Below are 18,653 nucleotides of genomic sequence, written 5' to 3'. Positions count from 1 at the left end.
TGATATGACGTGTCGTCCTAAACTCCCGGTATGACAGCACCCGTCGCGGTCGTCACTGATTCCACCGCCTATCTCCCCGACGAATTGGTCGTGGCACACGGCGTCGTGGTGGTGCCTCTGCAGGTCGGGGTCGGCGGGCAGACCTTCGAGGAGGGCTCGGGGCGTACCGCTGCGGAGGCGGGTCAGGGTTTCCGGGACTGGCGTCCGGTCACGACGTCCCGGCCATCGCCGGAGAGCTTCGCCGTCGCGTACCGGCGGGCGGCCGAGTCGGGGGCCATTGGGGTGGCGTCCATCCATCTGTCCGCGGAGATGTCGGGAACCGTCGAGTCCGCCCGGCTCGCCGCCGAAGAGGCGTCCATCCCGGTCCGGGTGGTGGACAGCCGTTCCCTCGGCATGGGGCTCGGCTTCTCGGTGCTGGCCGCCGCCCGGGCCGCGGTCGGCGGCGGCGATCTCGACGCCGTGGCCGATGCGGCCGTCCGGCGCATCCGCGCGACCCGCTCCCTCTTCTACGTCGACACGCTGGAGCACCTGCGCCGGGGCGGGCGGATCGGAGCGGCGGCGACGTTGCTGGGATCGGCTCTGATGATCAAACCGTTGCTGCGCATCGTCGACGGCCGCATCGCGCCCCTGGAGAAGGTCCGCACGACCTCCCGCGCCCTCGCCAGGCTGGAGGAGCTGGCCGTCGAGCTGGCCGGCGACCGATCCGTGGACATCGCCGTCCAGCACTTGGCGGCTCCCGTACGGGCCGCCGCTCTGGCCGGCCACCTGCGGGAACGTGTCCCGGACCTGCATGACCTGTACGTCGGTGAGGTGGGGCCGGTCATCGGCGCGCATGTGGGCCCCGGGATGCTCGGTGTCGCGGTCTCCCGCCGGGAGCCGTGAGTTATCCACAATCCGCGCTGGGCCCGTCGCCGAATGTGACCGGTCCGTTAGCGTCGGCGGCATGTCCAGCCTCGATCCCACCGCATTCGACCGGCTCCGCGACGTCTTCCGGCCACCGCAGTCGTTCGGGCCCGGCGATGACGCGGGCGATGAGCCGCCGGGCGCGGCGTTACGCTCAGCGCCTCGCGATCCGGGCAGACAGGTGCGGCTCGATCCGGGCATCCCCGGTCTCCGGGTGCTGGCGGCGATCGGTCTCCTCGCGGCGCTCGTCGCGGCCGCCTACCTCTGGTGGTCTCGCCCTGAGCCGCAGCCCGCGCCCGCAGCCGTCGTACGCTCCGCGGCGCATCCGGCCGCTTCGCTGGGCACCTTGTCGCCCGACCGTGGCGCGCCCACGGCACCGGCCACGCCCGCGGTGTCCTCGTCGCCGGTGCTGGTCGACGTCGCCGGGAAGGTGCGACGTCCCGGCGTGGTGAGCCTGCCGTCCGGCGCGCGGGTTATCGACGCGATCAAGGCGGCCGGAGGCGTCCGGCCCGGTGCCCGGACCGGCGCTCTCAACCTGGCACGCCGGGTCGTGGACGGCGAGCAGATCCTCGTCGGAGTCGACGCGACGCCTGCGCCCGCCGTCCCGTCGGGCGCGCCTCCAGGCGCAGCGACGCCCTCCGGAGCGCCGCTCGACCTGAACACCGCCAGCGTCACCCAGCTCGATCAACTTCCGGGCGTCGGCCCAGTGCTGGCCCAGCGCATCGTCGACTACCGCACCCAGCACGGTGCCTTCCGGTCCGTCGAAGAGTTGCGGCAGGTGTCCGGCATCGGAGCCGCCAAGTTCGGCGATCTCAAAGGCCTGGTGACGGTGTGAGCGCGGAAGCGGCAGCGACCGGCCGCGGCGTGAGAGCAGCGCTTCGGGCGGCCTGTCCAAGGGATCCACGAGCGTGAGCACCGATGACGAACCGACGAGCGAGACCACCACGGCCGGCCCGACCGGCGAGGTTTCGGCGGACGGGCGACCGAGGGGTGCGGTCTCTGGAGACCGGCTGACTGAGGAGGTGTCTGCGGATGTGCTGTCGGGCGAGGCCTCCGGGGATGGGCCGTTGGGCGGTGCGGCCGAACACGACCTTTCGGCGGGCGGCGGGCACGACCTGCGGTTGGCGGCACCCGCGGTGGGCGCCTGGTCCGCCGCGCTGGTGTTACTCGGTCTTGGCGCGGAGGCGGCGTACGTGACCGCCGCCGTGTCGGCCATCGGAGCCGTCTTTCTGACGGCCCACGCGCTCCGAGAGCGGATGATCGACCATGCCGACCCCACCGCCGCTCCCGAGCGTCCGGCCGAAGGGCTCGGTGCTGGAGAACGGCTGGTGGCGCGGCGAGTGCTGGCGGGGATGTTGGCGTGTGTCGCGGCTTCGGCCATGGGCGTCGGGCTTCGGCTCACCGCGGTCGGGTCGGGGCCGGTGCGCGCGCTCGCGGTCCGGGGTGCCACGGTGCGGCTCGGCGCGGTGGTCACCGGGGACCCGGCGGTGCTGAAGACCGGGCAGACGCGTCGGCACGACACCGTCCTGGTACCCGCACGGGTACAGGAGGTGCAGCCCGGTCCCGGCACGGAACGACGGCGGGTGCGGGTTCCGGTGCTCCTGCTCGCGGACGACGCGGCGTGGCGACCCCTGGTGCCGAGCCAGCGGGTTCGGCTTACAGCGCGGCTCGTCACGCCGCGGCATGGGGAACTGCTCGCGGCGGTCGGCCTGGTCCGTGGGCCGCCCGCGCTCGTGGGCCGGCCGTCGCTCCCGCAACGGTGGGCGAGCACCATCCGGTCCCGGCTGCGGGCGGCGGCGTCCCGGTTGCCGGCGGACCAGCGCGGCGTGCTGCCCGGCCTGGTCGACGGCGACACGTCGCTGCTCGACCCGGAGCTCGCCGACGCGTTCGAGGCGGCGGGACTGACGCACCTGATGGCGGTCAGCGGCGAGAACCTCTCCCTGCTGATCGGCGCGGTCCTGATGGCCGGCCGTTTCACGGGCCTCGGCCGTCGCGCGGTGCCCTTGCTCGCCGGGCTCACGGTGTTCGGCTTCGTGCTCGTGGCGCGTCCGTCGCCGAGCGTCCTGCGCGCCGCCGTCATGGGCTCCGTCGCACTGCTCGCGGTCGTCACCGGGCGGGAGCGCCGGGGCGTTCCCGCCCTGTGTGCCGCCGTCCTCGTGCTGGTCCTCCTCGACCCGGGGCTCGCCCGTTCCTACGGTTTCGCGCTGTCGGCGCTCGCGACCGCCGGCATCCTCGTGCTCGGGCCGCCCTGGCGACGGTGTCTGACGCGATGGCTGCCCCGGAGCGTGCGCGGGCGGCTGCTCCGCCGCATGGCCGGCGCGCTGGCCGAGCCGCTCGCGGTGTCGACCGCGGCCCACGTCGCGTGCGCTCCGGTCCTCGTCCTGCTCGACGGCGAGGTGAGCCTCGTGGCCGTGCCCGCCAACCTCCTCGCCGCCCCCGCGGTGGGACCCGCGACACTGCTCGGAGTACTGGCCGCAGCGGTCGCGCCGGTGTCACTGCCGCTCGCCCGAGTGATCGTCCTACCGGCCGGGCTGGCGGTCGGCTGGATCAGCGGCGTCGCGCGACTGTGCGCCCGTGCGCCCTACGCCGCGATCGGCTGGCCGGCCGGGGTGGCCGGCGCGGCGCTGCTGACGACCGCTCTGCTCGTCGGCGCGTTCGTCCTGCGCCGACCGGGCGCGCGCCGCGTCGCCGCGGCCGCCGTCGCCGGCACGACGGTGGTGGCGATCGGCGTTCACTCCTGCGCGCCGGGGTGGCCGCCGCACGGCTGGCTGTTCGTGACCTGCGACGTCGGCCAGGGCGACGGGCTGGCACTCGCCGCCGGGCCCGGCCGGGCCGTGGTCGTCGACACCGGTCCCGACCCTCACTCGATCGACCGTTGCCTGCGCGCCCTGCGGGTCCGCGCCGTGCCGTTGCTCGTGCTGACCCACCCGCACGCGGACCATGTCGGCGGGGTGCCGGGCGTCCTGCGTGGCCGCGCCGTCGGGACCGTCTTGATCAGCCCCGACAGCGAAGGAGAGGAGCGGCATCTGCTCATCGGAAGACGTGTGGTCCCCGCGGGGATCGGCGATGTCTGGTCCGCGGGACCGCTGACCCTGCGTGTGCTCGGCCCGCTCACCACGCTTCCCGTGTCGACCCGCGACCCCGGAACCGAGGTGAACAACGCCAGCGTGGTGCTGTTCGCCCAGTGGCCGGGGCTGACGGTGCTCCTCGGCGGGGACGTCGAGGTCGAGGCCCAGCGGACGCTGCTCGCCGCCGGACTGCCGCACGCGGACGTCCTCAAGGTCCCGCACCATGGCTCCTCGCACCAGGACCCGGACTTCCTGGCCGCCGTGCACGCGCGGATCGCGGTGACCTCGGTCGGCGCGCACAACGACTACGGACACCCGGCGCCGTCCACGATGGCCCTGCTCACCCTCCTGCGCCTACGCGGCTACCGCACCGATCGCGACGGCGACGTCGCGGTCGTCCGCTCCGGCAACGGCCCCGCCGTGGTCACCCGGCGCGCAGGACCTCCTTGACGAGTTCGTGCGAATGCAGACGGGCGGCGGGGTCACCGACGTTGGTCGAGATCATCAGCTCTTCCGGCTGGGTGCGGTCGATCAGGTCGAGAAGACCCTTGCGCACGGTCTCCGGGCCGCCGATCACGTGCGACTCGGTGATCGTGCCGATGGCCTCGCGTTCCTGAGGCGTGTAGGGATACGCGGCCGCCTCCTCCGGCGTCGGCAGCAACCCGGGCATTCCGCCGCGCAGCCGCAGCATGGACAGGCCCATGGGTGCGGCGAGCCGTTCCGCCTCCTCGTCGGTGTCGGCGCAGACCACGGCGGCGGTCACCATGGCGTGCGGCCGGGACAGGGTCTCCGACGGCTGGAAGGTCGAGCGGTACAGCTCCAGGGCGGGCTCCGTGAACCGCGCGCTGAAGTGGTGGGCGAACGCGAACGGCAGACCGAGCGCGCCCGCGAGCTGTGCGCTGTAGCCGCTGGAACCCAGCAGCCAGACCTCCGGCGGGTTCTCGGCCGCGGGCACCGCCCTGATCCCGAACGATGATCCACCGAGGAACGCCCGTAGCTCGGCGAGGTGGCGCGGGAAGTCCTCGACGTTCAGGTCGGCGCTCCGCCGCAGCGCGTACGCGGTCGCCTGGTCCGTACCGGGTGCCCGGCCGATGCCGAGGTCGATCCGACCGGGGTGCAGGGCCTCCAGCATGCCGAACTGCTCGGCGACGACCAATGGCGCGTGGTTGGGCAGCATCACCCCGCCGGAGCCGATCCGCAGGGTCGACGTCGCCTCCGCCAGATGCGCGATCAGTACCGGGGGTGAGGAGCTGGCGATCCCGGGCATGTTGTGGTGCTCCGCGACCCACAGCCGGTGGTAGCCCAGGCGTTCGACGGCCCGCGCCAGGTCGATGCTGGCGCGCAGCGCGGCCCCGGGGGTCGTATCCGAGCTCACAGGGACGAGATCGAGCACGGAAAGCGGCAGTTCTTGAAGTTCGGGCACCTTCGAACAACCCGCGGCGGAAAGGAGGGATTCCCGCTGCGGCCCGGATCACACGGGGGACCGGCCGATCCCGATCGGGCGAGCCGTCCGGTGTGCGGGGACGTGCTGATCGGCGGCATCATTGGACAATGCCCCGAGGAATCTCCAGTGCCCCCCGACCGCACGGGTTCCTGCGCCGTGTGGTTCGCGCCCCTCTTTGGATCTATCACCGGAACCTCGGCTTCCTGCTCGGCAAGCGTTTCCTCTACCTCGCCCATCAGGGACGACTCAGCGGGCTGCGCCGCGAGACCGTCCTGGAGGTGGTGAAGCTCGACCATGAGGCCGGCGAGGTCATCGTCTTCTCCGGCTGGGGCAACCGTGCCGACTGGGTGAAGAACCTCCGGGCGGGCCGGGCGCTGGAGCTCCGGATCGGGCATCTTCGGCTGCTGGAGCCGGAGCACCGCTTCCTTCCCGACGAGGAGCGCCGTGCCGTACTCGTCGACTACAAGGAGGCCCACCCACTGGCCTGGCGTACCCTCGCGCGGCTGATGGGCCTGCCGGAGGATCCCAAGAACGACGACATCGGTGATCTGCGCGCCGTCGCCTTCCGCCCGAGCGGCGGGCATCGGCCGCACTGAGTCAACCCGGCCCGCCTTCGGTCTCGCAGCCGGGGCGGCGGGCCTGCCGCCCGGACCGAACGGCGATGGTGCGAGGCACGGGGGCGGCGGACCGGACGACGGCGGATGGGCGATGCCGGGGCTCCGGGCGTGGCATGCTGCATGCGTGTCTTCCGAACGTCTCACCCTGGTCGTCGGTGACGAGGAGCTGCTCGTCGATCGGGCGATCGGCGACGTCGTCGCCGCGGCCCGCGCTCGCGAGGCCGACGTCGAGGTCCATGAGCTGACCCCCGCCTCCCTCGCGCCGGGTGCCCTGGCGGAGCTGACCTCGCCGTCGCTGTTCGGCGGTGGGCGGGTGGTCGTCCTGCGTTCCGCCCAGGACTTCGGCAAGGACCTGGCCGCGGAGATCGGCCGGTATGCCGCGAACCCCGCCGACGACATCGACTTCGTCGTCGTACACGCGGGCGGTGCCAAGGGCAAGGCGCTGCTCGACGCGCTGACCAAGGCGGGTGCCCGCAAGGTCACCTGCCAGAAGATCACGCGGCCGGGCGACCGGGTCGGGTTCGTCCGCGCGGAGATCCGCCGGGCGGGTGGGAGCATCGGGGAGGACGCGGCCCGTACCCTCCTCGACGCGGTCGGCACCGACCTGCGGGAGCTGGCCAGCGCGTGCAGTCAGCTCGTCGCCGACACCGGCGGGAAGATCACCGACGAGGCGGTCGCCCGGTACCACCGGGGACGCGCGGAGGTCAGCGGGTTCACCGTCGCCGACCGGGCGGTCGAGGGAAAGCTCGCCGAGGCGTTGGAACAGCTCCGCTGGGCGCTGGCGACGGGCGTCGCGCCGGTCCTCATCACGAGTGCGCTGGCTCAGGGCGTACGGTCGCTCGCCAAGGTCGGTGGCGCGCCACGCGGCCTGCGCGGCGCCGGGCTGGCCAAGGAGCTCGGAATGCCGCCCTGGAAGATCGATCGGGTACGCGCGCAGCTGCGCGGCTGGGAGCCGGCCGGGGTCGCGCGGGCGCTGCAGGTCGTGGCCGAGACCGACGCCCAGGTCAAGGGCGGTGGCGCGGATCCGGCGTACGCGCTGGAGAAGGCGATCGCGCAGATCGTCGCCGCCCGCGCCGGACGCTGACGCTGCTACCGGCCGGGACGCTCTACCGGCCGGTCTTCCCCCCGGGGGGATAAATCGGTTTTGATCGTATTCGCCGATGTCCCACGCTTGCTCCATGAACAAGATCAAGGAACCGCGCCTCGGCGTCGACTTCGGTCGGGTGATCCAGGGAGGCGTCACGGAAGCGGGGGAGGAGGACACGACCTTCCTCGGCGGCGGCCTGGAACAGGCGATGCGCACGCCGGCCACGTCGGGGACGTTCGAGGTGCTGCCCCGGCTCGTCGCCCGCTTCGGCGGACGGGCGTGGGTGATCTCCAAGTGCGGCGAAGGCGTGCAGCGGCGGACGCTGCAGTGGCTCGACCACCATGACTTCTATCGGCGCACCGGCATCGCGCGCGGCAACGTCCGCTTCTGCCGCCGCCGCGCGGACAAGGCCGGGCACTGCACGGAACTCGGCATCACCCACATGATCGACGACCGGCTGGGCGTGCACGTCGCGTTGCGCGGCATCGTGCCGCACCTCATCCTCTTCGGTCCGCAGCCGGTCGAGCCGCCCGGCTGGGTGCGGCACGCCCCGACCTGGGCGGACGTGGAGGCGATGATCGACGAATGCGGCTGATCCCGGCGGCTTCCCATGCCGGTACGCGGGCGGCGACGGCCGATGCGGTGGCCGGTCGAGCCCGCCCGACGGGAGGAAAGCACGACGACGCCGTGCCCCGACGAGGGGACACGGCGTCGCTGACGCGTCGGTCGGCCTTACTTGGCCTGCAGCTCGGCGGCGCGCTTGGCGATCGCCGACTTGCGGTTGGCCGCCTGGTTCTTGTGGATGACGCCCTTGCCCACGGCCTTATCGAGCTTGCGCGAAGCGTTGCGCAGCTCGGCGAGGGTGGCCTCGGCGTCGCCGGACTCGGCGGCCTCACGGAACTTGCGGATCGCGGTCTTAAGCTCGGACTTGACCGCCTTGTTACGCAGGCGAGCCTTCTCGTTCTGCTTGTTCCGCTTGATCTGGGACTTGATGTTCGCCACGAAAGAAGCCTCAGGTCTTAAGTCGATGGATTGGGGGCGCGGGACCTGTCGCGCCCACACGCAGTGGAACAGCTTACCAAGGTTTCTCAGCGGCCCCAACACGGAGGCCTGGTGCCGCCCGTGCCGGAGCCCCGGGCCGTACGGCGAGAGCATGGCACGGGGCATGGGACCATGGAAGACGCTGAATCCGTCACGTCATGAGGAACCCGGTGCCGCCCGTACCGAACCAGACCGATCCCGCGGTGATTCGCAACTTCTGCATCATCGCGCATATCGACCACGGCAAGTCGACCCTCGCCGACCGCATGCTGCAGCTCACCGGCGTGGTCGAAGAGCGTCAGATGCGCGCCCAGTATCTCGACCGGATGGACATCGAGCGCGAGCGCGGCATCACGATCAAGAGTCAGGCCGTGCGCCTGCCGTGGAGGGACCACGTCCTCAACCTGATCGACACGCCGGGGCACGTCGACTTCTCGTACGAGGTGTCGCGGTCGCTGGCCGCGTGCGAGGGGGCCGTGCTGCTGGTCGACGCCGCGCAGGGCATCGAGGCGCAGACGCTGGCGAACCTCTACCTCGCGCTCGAGGCGGACCTGCACATCATTCCGGTGCTCAACAAGATCGACCTGCCCGCCGCGCAGCCGGACAAGTACGCCGAGGAGCTGGCCGGCATCATCGGCTGCGACCCCGCCGAGGTGCTGCGCGTGTCGGGCAAGACCGGCGAGGGCGTCGTCGAGCTGCTCGACAACATCGTCGCGACCGTTCCGGCGCCCGTGGGCGACTCCGACGGCCCGGCCCGCGCGTTGATCTTCGACTCGGTCTACGACACCTACCGCGGTGTCGTCACCTATGTCCGGGTGATCGACGGGCACCTCTCGCGACGCGAGAAGAGCCTGATGATGTCCACCAAGGCGGCGCACGACACCCTCGAGGTGGGCGTGATCTCGCCGGAGCCCAAGCCGGTCACCGGCCTCGGCGTCGGCGAGGTCGGTTACCTGATCACCGGGGTCAAGGACGTCCGCCAGGCCCGGGTGGGCGACACCGTGACGATCGCGTCCGCGCCCGCCGCGCAGCCGCTCGGCGGTTACCAGGATCCGAAGCCGATGGTGTTCTCGGGCCTGTATCCGGTGGACGGCGACGACTACCCCGAGCTGCGCGACGCCCTCGACAAGCTGCGCCTGAACGACGCCGCGCTGATCTACGAGCCGGAGACCTCCCTCGCGCTGGGCTTCGGGTTCCGCTGCGGCTTCCTCGGCCTGCTCCACATGGAGATCGTGCGCGAGCGGCTGGAGCGGGAGTTCGACCTGTCGCTCATCTCCACCGCGCCGAACGTCGTGTACCGCGTGGTCATGGAGAACGGCGACGAGCATCGGGTCACCAACCCGAGCGAGTTCCCCGAAGGCAAGATCGGCGAGGTGTACGAGCCGATCGTCAAGGCGACCATCCTGTCTCCGAGCGACCACATCGGCGCGATCATGGAGCTGTGCCAGAGCCGCCGCGGCGTCATGCTCGGCATGGACTACCTCTCCGAGGACCGCGTCGAGATCCGCTACACCCTGCCGCTGGCCGAGATCATCTTCGACTTCTTCGACCAGCTGAAGTCGCGGACGCGCGGATACGCCTCGCTCGACTACGAAACGAGCGGGGAGCAGGAGTCGGACCTGGTCAAGGTCGACATCCTGCTGCAGGGCGAGTCGGTCGACGCCTTCAGCCAGATCGTGCACAAGGACAAGGCCCGCGAGTACGGCCTGATGATGACGGCCAAGCTCAAGGAGCTCATCCCGCGCCAGCAGTTCGAGGTCCCGATCCAGGCGGCGATCGGCTCGCGGGTCATCGCCCGGGAGAACATCCGGGCGATCCGCAAGGACGTCCTGGCCAAGTGCTACGGCGGTGACATCTCCCGCAAGCGCAAGCTGCTGGAGAAGCAGAAGGAAGGCAAGAAGCGGATGAAGACGATCGGCCGGGTCGACGTCCCGCAGGAGGCCTTCGTCGCCGCGTTGTCGACCGGCACGGCCGCCGCGGAGAAGAAGAAGTAACCACGTCTCGGATCGTCTCCTCCGGGGCAGGCTGGTTCTGAGTCAGCCGAGAATCTTGGAGGAGACGATGATGGACGTCGGCCGGGTGGGGATCTGGAGCATCGGGTTCCGGAACGACGATCCGAGCGCCGCGAACGAGATCCGCGACGCGGCGGCCGAGCTGGAGGAGCTCGGGTACGGCGCGATCTGGCTGGGCGGCAGCCCCGGCGTGCACCACGCCGTGCCGCTTCTGGAGGCGACCTCCCGGATCGTGGTGGCGACCGGGATCCTCAACATCTGGGAGTACGACGCGGCCGACGTCGCGGACCGGCAGAAGGCCGTGTCCGCCGCGTACCCGGGCCGATTCCTGCTCGGCCTGGGCGCGAGCCATCCCGGTCTGGTCAAGGCCTACGACAAGCCGTACTCCGCGATGACGCGGTACCTCGACGGCCTCGACGCCGCCGGCGCGCCGTCCGCGGAGCGGGTCCTGGCCGCGCTCGGCCCGCGCATGCTGGAGCTGGCCCGCGACCGTACGGCGGGCGCCCACCCCTACCTCGTGACAGCGGAGCACACGGCGCGGGCACGTCAGGTCCTCAGTCCGGATCGCCTCCTCGCCCCGGAGGTCAAGGTGGTGCTCGACACCGATCCCGAACGGGCACGCGCCACGGCCCGGCAGCACCTGGGCTTCTACATAAAGCTGCCCAACTACACCAACAACCTGCTGCGGCTCGGCTTCACCGAGGACGACTTCGCCGACGGCGGCAGTGACCGGCTCGTCGACGCGGTCGTCGCGTGGGGCGACGTCGAGGCGGTACGGCGGCGCGTCGACGCCCACCGGGACGCGGGCGCGGACCACGCCGCCCTCCAGGTCCTGACCGACGATCGAAGCGGGCTGCCCCGGGCGCAGTGGCGCGAGCTCGCCACCGCGCTCGACCTGCGCTGAGCCCGTGGTCGCGGCGGGTTCCGGGCCGTCCGAAGCCGCTGTCCGGAATCTCAGGATTGTGGATGTTCGGGTTGCGTCATCCGATAAGGGGAATGGGTCGTGTCCGCGATGACCTAGGGAGGATCAGTGGACGCGGCCATAGCAGGGCCGGAGACGTGCGACGGCGACCCGCTGGGGCCCGACCGCGGCGGACCGGCCGAAATGACCATCATCGGGGCGATCACCCTTCCGGGTACGGAGCGTTCGGTCGCCGACGGGCGCCGGTTCGTCCGGGAGGCGCTCGGTGGACGGCATCCCGCGGCCGACGCGGTGAAGCTCAGTGTCAGCGAACTCGCCACCAACGCGGTCAAGCACACCGCGAGCGGTACGGGCGGCCAGATCACCATCAGCCTCGCCGCCGCCGGCAATGCCGTCCGCGCCGAGGTGACCAACGACGGGGCCACCGGCTCGGAGCCACGGCTCGAGAACCGGCCGGCGGTGGACGCCGAGCACGGCCGGGGGCTGATCCTCATCGACACGGTCGCGGACCGGTGGGGCGTGACGCGGAGCGCCGACCGTACGACGGTCTGGGCGGAGTTCTCGTACTGACGGACCGCCTCCGACGGAGTTCGTGAGGCAACGAGGATCCCCGGCCCGCTCGGCGCCGGTCGAGGCCGGGGCGCCGTCAGTGGCACCCCCGCGCTGACGGCAGACTTGAGACGTGCCCTCAACCCTGCCCGACGGAGACCCGGTCCCGAACGACGGCGCGTTGCCCGCCAGTGCCCTCGCCGGCCTCGGTGACCGCCCGTTCGGCTTCTACGTGCACGTGCCGTTCTGCGTGACCCGCTGCGGCTACTGCGATTTCAACACCTACACCGCGACCGAACTGCGCGGCGCCTCCCGGGAGGCGTACGCCGACACGGCCATCGCGGAGATCCGGCTGGCCCGCCGCGTGCTCGGCGACGTCGAGCTTCCCGTACAGACGGTGTTCGTGGGAGGCGGCACGCCCACCCTGCTGCCCGCCGACGACCTCGGCCGGATCCTCGACGCGATCGACAAGGAGTTCGGCCTGGCGGCGGCCGCCGAGGTGACGACCGAGGCCAATCCGGAGACGGTCGATCCCGGCTACCTCGCACGCCTCCGCCAAACCGGCTTCACGCGGATGTCGTTCGGGATGCAGAGCGCGCGTGAGCACGTGCTGGCCGTCCTCGACCGTACGCACACGCCCGGCAGGCCCCAGCAGTGCGTCCGGTGGGCCCGGGAGGCCGGCTTCGAGCACGTCAACCTCGACCTCATCTACGGCGCGCCAGGGGAGAGCGACGCGGACTGGCAGGCCAGCCTGGACGCCGCCCTGGAGGCCGGTCCCGACCACGTCTCGGCCTACGCGCTGATCGTCGAGGAGGGCACCCGGCTGGCCGCGCAGGTCCGCCGGGGACAGGTGGCCGCGCCGGACGACGACGCCATGGCCGACCGCTACCTCGCCACCGAACGGAGCCTGAGCGCCCACGGCCTGCACTGGTACGAGATCTCCAACTGGGCGGCGGACGAGGACGCCCGGTGCCGCCACAACCTCCTGTACTGGACCGGCGGCGACTGGTGGGGGATCGGTCCGGGCGCGCACAGCCACGTCGGCGGCACCCGCTGGTGGAACGTCAAGCATCCCGCCGCGTACGCCGACCGTCTCGCGTCCGGCGTCACCCCCGCGCACGCCCGCGAGGTCCTGGAGACCGCCGACCGGCGGTTCGAGCGCGTCATGCTGGAGCTGCGGCTGGCCGAGGGATGCCCGCTCGACCTGCTCGACGACACCGCCGTCCGCCGCGCGGTCGCCGACGAACTCCTCGTCCCCGAGGCGTACGACGCGGGCCGCGCGGTGCTCACGCTGCGCGGACGGCTGCTGGCCGACGCGGTCGTCCGCGACCTGACCCCGTGAGGCGGACCGTCACCGGACGATGGGCCAGCAGAGCCACTTCGGGATGACGTACGGCTCGCCCTTGTTCGCCCGCAGCGCGGCGATGACGAGGAAGACCACGTGCGCGACGCCGTACGCCAGCATCGCCGGGATGGCGACGATCGCGCCGATCCCGAGCGTCGCCAGGGAGACGACGAAGCCCGCGAGGATCACGAGGAAGCTGGTCACGGCGAGGTTCAGCGCCTGCGCGCCGTGAAAGCGCAGGTAGGGCGAGCCGTCCTTCCGCGCCAGATAAACGACGAGCGGCGCGACGAAGCCGACCGCGAACTGCCCGATGTAGGCGAGCAGCGCCCACGTGTTCTCGTCGACCGCCGCGAAGCCCTGGCGCGGCGGCCCGTAGCCGTACGGGACCGGCGGCCCGGGGTACGGGGGCCCGGGCCGATGCGGCGGCGCGCCGTAGGGCGACGGTCCGGGCGGTCCGCCGTACGGCTGCGCGTCGGGGCCCGGCTGCGGCCCGGCCGGCGGGCCGTACGGGCCGGTGTGCGGTTCCGATTGCGGCCCGGTCGCGTCGTACGGGCTGGAGCCGGGACCCGGCTGCGGCCCGATCGGTCCGCTGTACGGGCCGGGGTGGGGACCCGGCTGCGGCCCGTACGGACCCGGCTGTGGCCCGGAACCGGGACCCGGCTGCGGCGGTCCGAACCAGGGTCCACCGGATGGCGGGCCGTCCGGATACGCCGGTCCGCTCATGAGCGGATCCGGCGGCTCGAAGGACGGCCGGGAGTCCTGCGGCTCGGGCGGGCGCGGGTCCTGAGGTTCAGACTGTTCGGACGGTTCGGAGTCTCGGGGCGCGGGCAGTCGCGGGTCCTGCGGCTCGGTCACGGGGGTCCCTAGCGAAAGATCGGCCAGGCGGCGATCGACGGCAGGCGGTACCACTCACAGCGGTTGGCGCCGATCGCGGCCTTGACGACGCAGAAGAACTCGACGGCCAGGACCGCCAGCATGATCAGCAGCCCGGTCATGCCGATGAGGTACAGCGTCGAGAACGCGAGGAGGTTGCAGACGACCATCGCGATCGACAGGTTCAGCGCTTGGACGGCGTGGAACCGCGCGAACCGCGAGGATCGGCCCCTGGCCAGGTAGACGATGACCGGGGCGACGAAGCCGACGACGAACATCCCGACATAGGCGGGAACGGCCCACCTCTCGTCCTCGTCGGTGACCGGCCCGCCGGGGGTCATCGGCTCGCGGCGCCGCTTCGCCGGCTTCGGCGGGGCGTGGCCGGCGCCATGCCCCGGATGCCGCTGCGGCGCGCCGTGCGGCTGTGGAGAGTAACCGCCCTGGTAACCGCCCTGACCGTACCCTCCTTGGCCGTAGCCGGCCTGTGGGTACCCCGGCTGCGGGTACGGCGCGTGCCCATGGCCTCCGTGCCCGGGACCGTACGCCTGGGCCCCGGGACCGGCGTGATGGCCAGGTCCGGAGCCGGGACGCCTGTGGCCCGGTTGCCCATAGGTCATGTGCGTGCTGCCCCTTCCGGCGGAACGTGCGAATTTCGCGGCGAACGCGCAGTTTATGAGACGCGCGCCGACGCCGGATGGTTTCGCGGACCTCAGCCCGATTGCGGCACGGTGACGAAGTCGATGAGCTCCTCGACCCGCCCGAGCAGCGCGGGCTCGAGATCGGTGTACGCGCGGACCCGGCCGAGGATCGCCTGCCACACCTCGCCCGGCTCGCCCTTCCACCCGAGCGCGGCGATCACGCCTTCCTTCCAGGGGATCCCGCGCGGAACCCGCGGCCACGCGGGGATGCCCAGGACCGAGGGCTTGACGGCCTCCCAGATGTCGATGAAGGGGTGGCCGGTGACCAGGACGTACGGGGAGGAGACCTGGTCGGCGATCCGGCTCTCCTTGGATCCGGCCACGAGATGGTCGACGAGCACGCCCAGCCGGCTTTCCGGCCCCGGGCCGAACTCCGCGACGATGTCGGGGAGGTGGTCGACGCCCTCGAGGTACTCCACGACGACGCCCTCGACTCGCAGGTCGTGCCCCCAGATCTTCTCGACGAGCTCCGCGTCGTGGCGGCCCTCGACGTAGATCCGGCTCTCCCGCGCCACCCGCGCCCGCAGGTTCGGCACGGCGATCGAACCGGACGCCGACCGGGCCGGACCCGACGCCCGTACGGGACGGACGAGCGTCACGGGCTTGCCGTCGATGAGGAACCCGGCCTTCGCCAGCGGGAAGACCCGGCGCTTGCCGAACCGGTCCTCGAGGGTCACGGCGTCCTTCTCGCAGGCGACGACCGCACCGCAGAACCCGCTCGCCGGATCCTCGGCGACCAGGCCCGGCTCGGCGGCGACCTCGGGGATCTGACCCTTCCGCGGCCGGCGCCAGTCGCCGGACAGAACGTCGCGTCCATAGTCTTTGCTCCGCACGCGTCGCACCGTACCGGTCCGGCGGCGGGCGGGGCAGCCGCCCCGGCGCGCCCGTGCGGACGCGTACCGGCCGGGGCGGCCGGTTCACCCCGCGTCGAGACGGCCACGCGTACGGGCGGCGGCTCGGGTGCGGCGCCGGGGGCGCGGAGGCAGGGCGGCGGCTATCCGGACCCGGATCGGCGGCCCAGGTGGTCGTGGCCACGCCGGACGGCTTCCCGGAGCGTCTCGACGGGGTAGGGCCAGCCGCCCGCGGTGAGGGCCTCCTCGACGCCCAGCCCGGCGGCGTGCGTCTCCCGCACCCGGCGGGCCACCATGTCGATCTCCTCCCGCTGCCGGACCGCGAACTCCTGATCCACCGGCGCGCCGTGACCCGGCACGAGCACGCCGTCGACGGTCCGCAGCAGGGCGGCGAGGGTGGCCGGCCACTCCAGCGGGAAGGAGTCGGCGCCGTACGCCGGCGGACCGGACTGTTCGATCAGGTCACCGGTGAACGCGCACCGCGCGTCGGGCGCCCAGACGACCACGTCGCCGTCGGTGTGCCCCGGGCCGAAGTGCCGCAGCTCGACGACGCGGTCGCCGAGGTCGAGCTCGGCGCGGTCGGTGACGAGCCGGTCCGGTGCGAGCAGGAGATCGGTCTCGACCTTCTCCGCCCAGCCGGGGAACTCGCGCGCCAGCATGGGCCGCGCGGTCTCGGCCAGGTAGGCGGGCAGCGACGCGTGCCCCCAGCGCGCCCCGCCGGTGAAGGCCGCGTTGCCGAAGCAGTGGTCGAAGTGGCCGTGGGTGTTGACGACGATGGGGTTCTGCACGCCGAGCTCCCGAAGGTCGTCGCGCAGCCGTACGCCCTGTGCCACACTCGCGCGGGTGTCGACGACGACGGCGTCCGCGGACCCGACGATGACCCCCACGGTCACGTCGAAGTCGGAATAACGGCGCTGGAAACAGCGTTCCGCAATTTCGTGCCAGGTCACAGGAGTGACTCTGCCACGCTCGACGCGAGAACGTGATCCACCGGCGTCTCCTCCTGCGTGCCCCCGAGCCGTACACTTGGCACTCAGAGGAGAAGAGTGCCAGATTGAAGGGCTGTGGACACGGGAGGTGAGTGCGTGCTCGACGACCGGAAGCTCGCTGTGCTGCGGGCCATCGTCGAAGATTACGTGTCCACCCACGAACCGGTGGGCTCGAAGACGCTGGTCGATCGGCACAACCTCGGCGTCTCGCCGGCCACGATCCGCAACGACATGGCCGTGCTGGAGGAGCAGGGATACATCGCCCAGCCCCACACCAGCGCGGGGCGCGTGCCGACCGACAAGGGATACCGGCTGTTCGTCGACCGGCTGTCCACGATCAAGCCGCTGTCCGCGGCCGAGCGACGCGCGATCGAGACGTTCCTCGCGAACGCCTACGACCTCGACGACGTCGTCGGCCGCACCGTGCGGTTGCTGGCGCAGTTGACGCGGCAGGTCGCGGTCGTGCAGTACCCCTCGCTCACGCGGTCGTCGGTGCGGCACGTCGAGCTGGTGCCGATCGCCTCCGAGCGGCTGCTGCTCGTCGTGATCACGAACACCGGCCGGGTCGAGCAGCGGGCGATCGAGACGCATGAGCCCGTGTCCGACGAGGCCATCGCGCACCTGCGGGCGCTGCTCAACGCGCGCTTGGACGGGTGCTGGCTGACCGACGTCCCCGACACCCTCGCCGACCTGCCCGAGCAGGTGTCGGCCGGCGAGCGGGCGCTGGCGACGACGGTGCTGTCGGTCCTCCTCGAGAGCCTCGTGGAGAAGCACGAAGAGAAGATAATCATCGGCGGCGCGGCGAACCTCGCGCGCGCCGACTTGTCCCAGAGCCTCCGTGACGTGCTGGAGGCGCTGGAAGAACAGGTCGTCCTGATGCGGCTGCTCGGCGAGGTGGGGGATCCCTCCAGCCTCACCGTGCGGATCGGCACCGAGAACCCGCACGAGAGCCTGCGCACGACCTCGGTGGTGGCCACCGGGTACGGCGCCGGCGACCAGGCCGTGGCCCGGCTCGGCGTGCTCGGTCCGACGCGGATGGACTACCCCGGGACGATGGGAGCAGTACGCGCAGTGGCACGTTACGTCGGTCAGATTCTGGCGGGGTCGTAAGTGGCGAACGACTACTACGCGACCCTCGGGGTGCGCCGTGACGCCAGCGCGGACGAGATCAAGAAGGCGTACCGCAGACTCGCCCGTGAGCTGCATCCGGACGTCAACCCCGACCCTGCCACCCAGGAGCGGTTCAAGGAGATCACCCAGGCGTACGAGGTGCTCTCCGACCCGAAGAAGCGCGAGATGTACGACCTGGGCGCCGATCCGTTCGCCAGCGGCGCCGGGGCGGGAGCGGGCGGCTTCGGCGCCGGGTTCCCGTTCAGCGACATCATGGACGCCTTCTTCGGCACCGCGACCCAGCGCGGGCCGCGCAGCCGGGCCCGGCGGGGCCGCAACGGCACCGTCCGGGTGGAGCTCGACCTGTCCGAGACGGCGTTCGGCACCACACGCGAGCTGACGGTCGACACCGCGGTGGTCTGCGACACCTGCTCGGGCTCCGGCACGGCCCCCGGCACGCACCCCGAGACGTGCGACATGTGCCACGGCCGCGGCGAGGTCCAGCAGGTCACCCGGTCGTTCCTCGGCCAGGTGATGACCTCCCGCGCCTGCCCGCAGTGCGGCGGCTACGGCACCACGATCCGTACGCCCTGCACGGAGTGCTCCGGTGACGGACGGGTCCGCACCCGCCGCACGATCAAGGTCCGCATTCCCGCCGGCGTCGAGAACGGCACCCACATCCAGCTCGCCGGCGAGGGCGAGGTCGGCCCCGGCGGCGGCCCGGCCGGCGACCTGTTCCTCGAGATCGTGGAGCTCCCGCACCCGATCTTCGAGCGGGAGGGCGACGACCTGCACTGCACCGTCCAGGTGCCGATGACGGCGGCCGCGCTCGGCACGTCGCTGACCGTCGAGACCCTGGACGGCCCCGAGGAGATCGACATCCGGCCCGGCACCCAGTCCGGCCAGGTCATCCCGATGTACGGCCGGGGCGTCAAGCACCTCAACGAGAGCGGTCGCGGCGACCTGATGATCCACGTGAACATCGAGACGCCCACCAAGCTCGACGAAGAGCAGGAGGAGCTGCTGCGCAAGCTGGCGAGCCTGCGCGGCGAGGAGCGTCCGCCGGGCAAGTTCGCCCCGGGCCAGCAGGGCTTCTTCTCCCGTCTCCGCGACGCCTTCAACGGCCGCTGACCCTTCTCCGAGG

Annotated in this window: 18 protein-coding genes; 12 read left to right on the top strand and 6 right to left on the bottom strand. The window is 72.0% G+C overall.

Translation table 11 applies throughout. The features are described from left to right. The first annotated feature begins 30 nt into the window (after window positions 1-30). The 3 genes from AB0L00_RS29195 (at window position 31) to AB0L00_RS29185 (ending at window position 4,421) form a co-directional block, all read left to right on the top strand. Window positions 31-882 carry a DegV family protein gene (locus tag AB0L00_RS29195; protein WP_364440289.1) on the top strand — a complete coding sequence of 284 codons (852 nt, stop codon included), beginning with the start codon at window positions 31-33 and terminating at the stop codon, window positions 880-882. Between the two features lie 61 nt (window positions 883-943). Continuing rightward, window positions 944-1,738, top strand: coding sequence for a ComEA family DNA-binding protein (locus AB0L00_RS29190; RefSeq protein ID WP_364440288.1), 795 nt, complete (start codon window positions 944-946; stop codon window positions 1,736-1,738). Window positions 1,739-1,925: 187 nt separating this feature from the next. Next, complete coding sequence (locus AB0L00_RS29185; protein WP_364440287.1) at window positions 1,926-4,421, top strand: ComEC/Rec2 family competence protein; 2,496 nt, start codon at window positions 1,926-1,928, stop codon at window positions 4,419-4,421. Here AB0L00_RS29185 and AB0L00_RS29180 read toward each other — a convergent pair. Further along, complete coding sequence (locus tag AB0L00_RS29180) at window positions 4,396-5,346, bottom strand: LLM class flavin-dependent oxidoreductase (protein ID WP_364440286.1); 951 nt, start codon at window positions 5,344-5,346, stop codon at window positions 4,396-4,398. The two genes, AB0L00_RS29185 and AB0L00_RS29180, sit on opposite strands and share 26 nt — an antisense overlap. 176 nt (window positions 5,347-5,522) lie before the next feature. Here AB0L00_RS29180 and AB0L00_RS29175 point away from each other — a divergent pair, with 176 nt between their 5' ends. From AB0L00_RS29175 to AB0L00_RS29165, 3 genes are all read left to right on the top strand, one after another. Then, window positions 5,523-6,011 (top strand): nitroreductase family deazaflavin-dependent oxidoreductase, encoded by a 489-nt coding sequence (locus AB0L00_RS29175; protein WP_364440285.1) that lies wholly within the window; start codon window positions 5,523-5,525, stop codon window positions 6,009-6,011. 145 nt (window positions 6,012-6,156) lie between these two features. Next, complete coding sequence (gene holA / locus AB0L00_RS29170; protein WP_364440284.1) at window positions 6,157-7,116, top strand: DNA polymerase III subunit delta; 960 nt, start codon at window positions 6,157-6,159, stop codon at window positions 7,114-7,116. Window positions 7,117-7,210: 94 nt separating this feature from the next. Further along, window positions 7,211-7,714, top strand: coding sequence for a hypothetical protein (locus AB0L00_RS29165; RefSeq protein ID WP_364440283.1), 504 nt, complete (start codon window positions 7,211-7,213; stop codon window positions 7,712-7,714). A 137-nt stretch (window positions 7,715-7,851) separates the two neighbouring features. On the opposite strand, the gene rpsT is transcribed toward AB0L00_RS29165, so the two are convergent. Continuing rightward, window positions 7,852-8,121 carry a 30S ribosomal protein S20 gene (gene rpsT / locus AB0L00_RS29160; protein WP_345362184.1) on the bottom strand — a complete coding sequence of 90 codons (270 nt, stop codon included), beginning with the start codon at window positions 8,119-8,121 and terminating at the stop codon, window positions 7,852-7,854. A 209-nt stretch (window positions 8,122-8,330) separates the two neighbouring features. Here rpsT and lepA point away from each other — a divergent pair, with 209 nt between their 5' ends. The 4 genes from lepA (at window position 8,331) to hemW (ending at window position 12,985) form a co-directional block, all read left to right on the top strand. Next, window positions 8,331-10,154: a translation elongation factor 4 gene (gene lepA / locus AB0L00_RS29155; protein ID WP_364440282.1), complete on the top strand. Its 1,824-nt coding sequence runs from the start codon at window positions 8,331-8,333 to the stop codon at window positions 10,152-10,154. Window positions 10,155-10,224: 70 nt separating this feature from the next. Continuing rightward, window positions 10,225-11,076, top strand: coding sequence for an LLM class F420-dependent oxidoreductase (locus AB0L00_RS29150; protein ID WP_364440281.1), 852 nt, complete (start codon window positions 10,225-10,227; stop codon window positions 11,074-11,076). 126 nt (window positions 11,077-11,202) lie between these two features. Continuing rightward, complete coding sequence (locus AB0L00_RS29145) at window positions 11,203-11,664, top strand: ATP-binding protein (protein ID WP_364440280.1); 462 nt, start codon at window positions 11,203-11,205, stop codon at window positions 11,662-11,664. A gap of 112 nt (window positions 11,665-11,776) precedes the next feature. After that, window positions 11,777-12,985 (top strand): radical SAM family heme chaperone HemW, encoded by a 1,209-nt coding sequence (gene hemW / locus AB0L00_RS29140; protein WP_364440279.1) that lies wholly within the window; start codon window positions 11,777-11,779, stop codon window positions 12,983-12,985. Window positions 12,986-12,994: 9 nt separating this feature from the next. Here the strand turns inward: hemW and AB0L00_RS29135 are convergent, their stop codons facing one another. From AB0L00_RS29135 to AB0L00_RS29120, 4 genes are all read right to left on the bottom strand, one after another. Then, window positions 12,995-13,711 (bottom strand): DUF4870 domain-containing protein, encoded by a 717-nt coding sequence (locus AB0L00_RS29135; protein ID WP_364440278.1) that lies wholly within the window; start codon window positions 13,709-13,711, stop codon window positions 12,995-12,997. Between the two features lie 140 nt (window positions 13,712-13,851). Beyond that, window positions 13,852-14,478: a DUF4870 domain-containing protein gene (locus tag AB0L00_RS29130; RefSeq protein ID WP_364440277.1), complete on the bottom strand. Its 627-nt coding sequence runs from the start codon at window positions 14,476-14,478 to the stop codon at window positions 13,852-13,854. Between the two features lie 92 nt (window positions 14,479-14,570). Continuing rightward, complete coding sequence (locus tag AB0L00_RS29125) at window positions 14,571-15,392, bottom strand: DUF3097 domain-containing protein (protein WP_364440276.1); 822 nt, start codon at window positions 15,390-15,392, stop codon at window positions 14,571-14,573. A gap of 161 nt (window positions 15,393-15,553) precedes the next feature. Then, window positions 15,554-16,360 (bottom strand): MBL fold metallo-hydrolase, encoded by an 807-nt coding sequence (locus AB0L00_RS29120; protein ID WP_364440275.1) that lies wholly within the window; start codon window positions 16,358-16,360, stop codon window positions 15,554-15,556. A 135-nt stretch (window positions 16,361-16,495) separates the two neighbouring features. Between AB0L00_RS29120 and hrcA the strand changes: the two genes are divergently transcribed. Both hrcA and dnaJ read left to right on the top strand, forming a co-directional pair. Further along, window positions 16,496-17,509 carry a heat-inducible transcriptional repressor HrcA gene (hrcA, locus tag AB0L00_RS29115; protein WP_364440274.1) on the top strand — a complete coding sequence of 338 codons (1,014 nt, stop codon included), beginning with the start codon at window positions 16,496-16,498 and terminating at the stop codon, window positions 17,507-17,509. Then, window positions 17,510-18,640: a molecular chaperone DnaJ gene (gene dnaJ / locus AB0L00_RS29110; protein WP_364440273.1), complete on the top strand. Its 1,131-nt coding sequence runs from the start codon at window positions 17,510-17,512 to the stop codon at window positions 18,638-18,640. The last annotated feature ends 13 nt before the right edge of the window (window positions 18,641-18,653 follow it).

It is taken from the genome of Actinoallomurus sp. NPDC052308, assembly GCF_040679195.1.
GTDB lineage: Bacteria > Actinomycetota > Actinomycetes > Streptosporangiales > Streptosporangiaceae > Actinoallomurus > Actinoallomurus liliacearum.
This window is presented reverse-complemented; position numbering and strand designations above follow the sequence as displayed.

Coding starts and splice junctions, on each gene's coding strand:
- AB0L00_RS29165 (WP_364440283.1), top strand. CDS start 7,211: ATGAACAAGATCAAGGAACCGCGCCTCGGCGTCGACTTCGGTCGGGTG.
- AB0L00_RS29130 (WP_364440277.1), bottom strand. CDS start 14,478: ATGACCTATGGGCAACCGGGCCACAGGCGTCCCGGCTCCGGACCTGGC.
- AB0L00_RS29135 (WP_364440278.1), bottom strand. CDS start 13,711: ATGAGCGGACCGGCGTATCCGGACGGCCCGCCATCCGGTGGACCCTGG.
- AB0L00_RS29195 (WP_364440289.1), top strand. CDS start 31: ATGACAGCACCCGTCGCGGTCGTCACTGATTCCACCGCCTATCTCCCC.
- AB0L00_RS29190 (WP_364440288.1), top strand. CDS start 944: ATGTCCAGCCTCGATCCCACCGCATTCGACCGGCTCCGCGACGTCTTC.
- AB0L00_RS29150 (WP_364440281.1), top strand. CDS start 10,225: ATGGACGTCGGCCGGGTGGGGATCTGGAGCATCGGGTTCCGGAACGAC.
- AB0L00_RS29175 (WP_364440285.1), top strand. CDS start 5,523: ATGCCCCGAGGAATCTCCAGTGCCCCCCGACCGCACGGGTTCCTGCGC.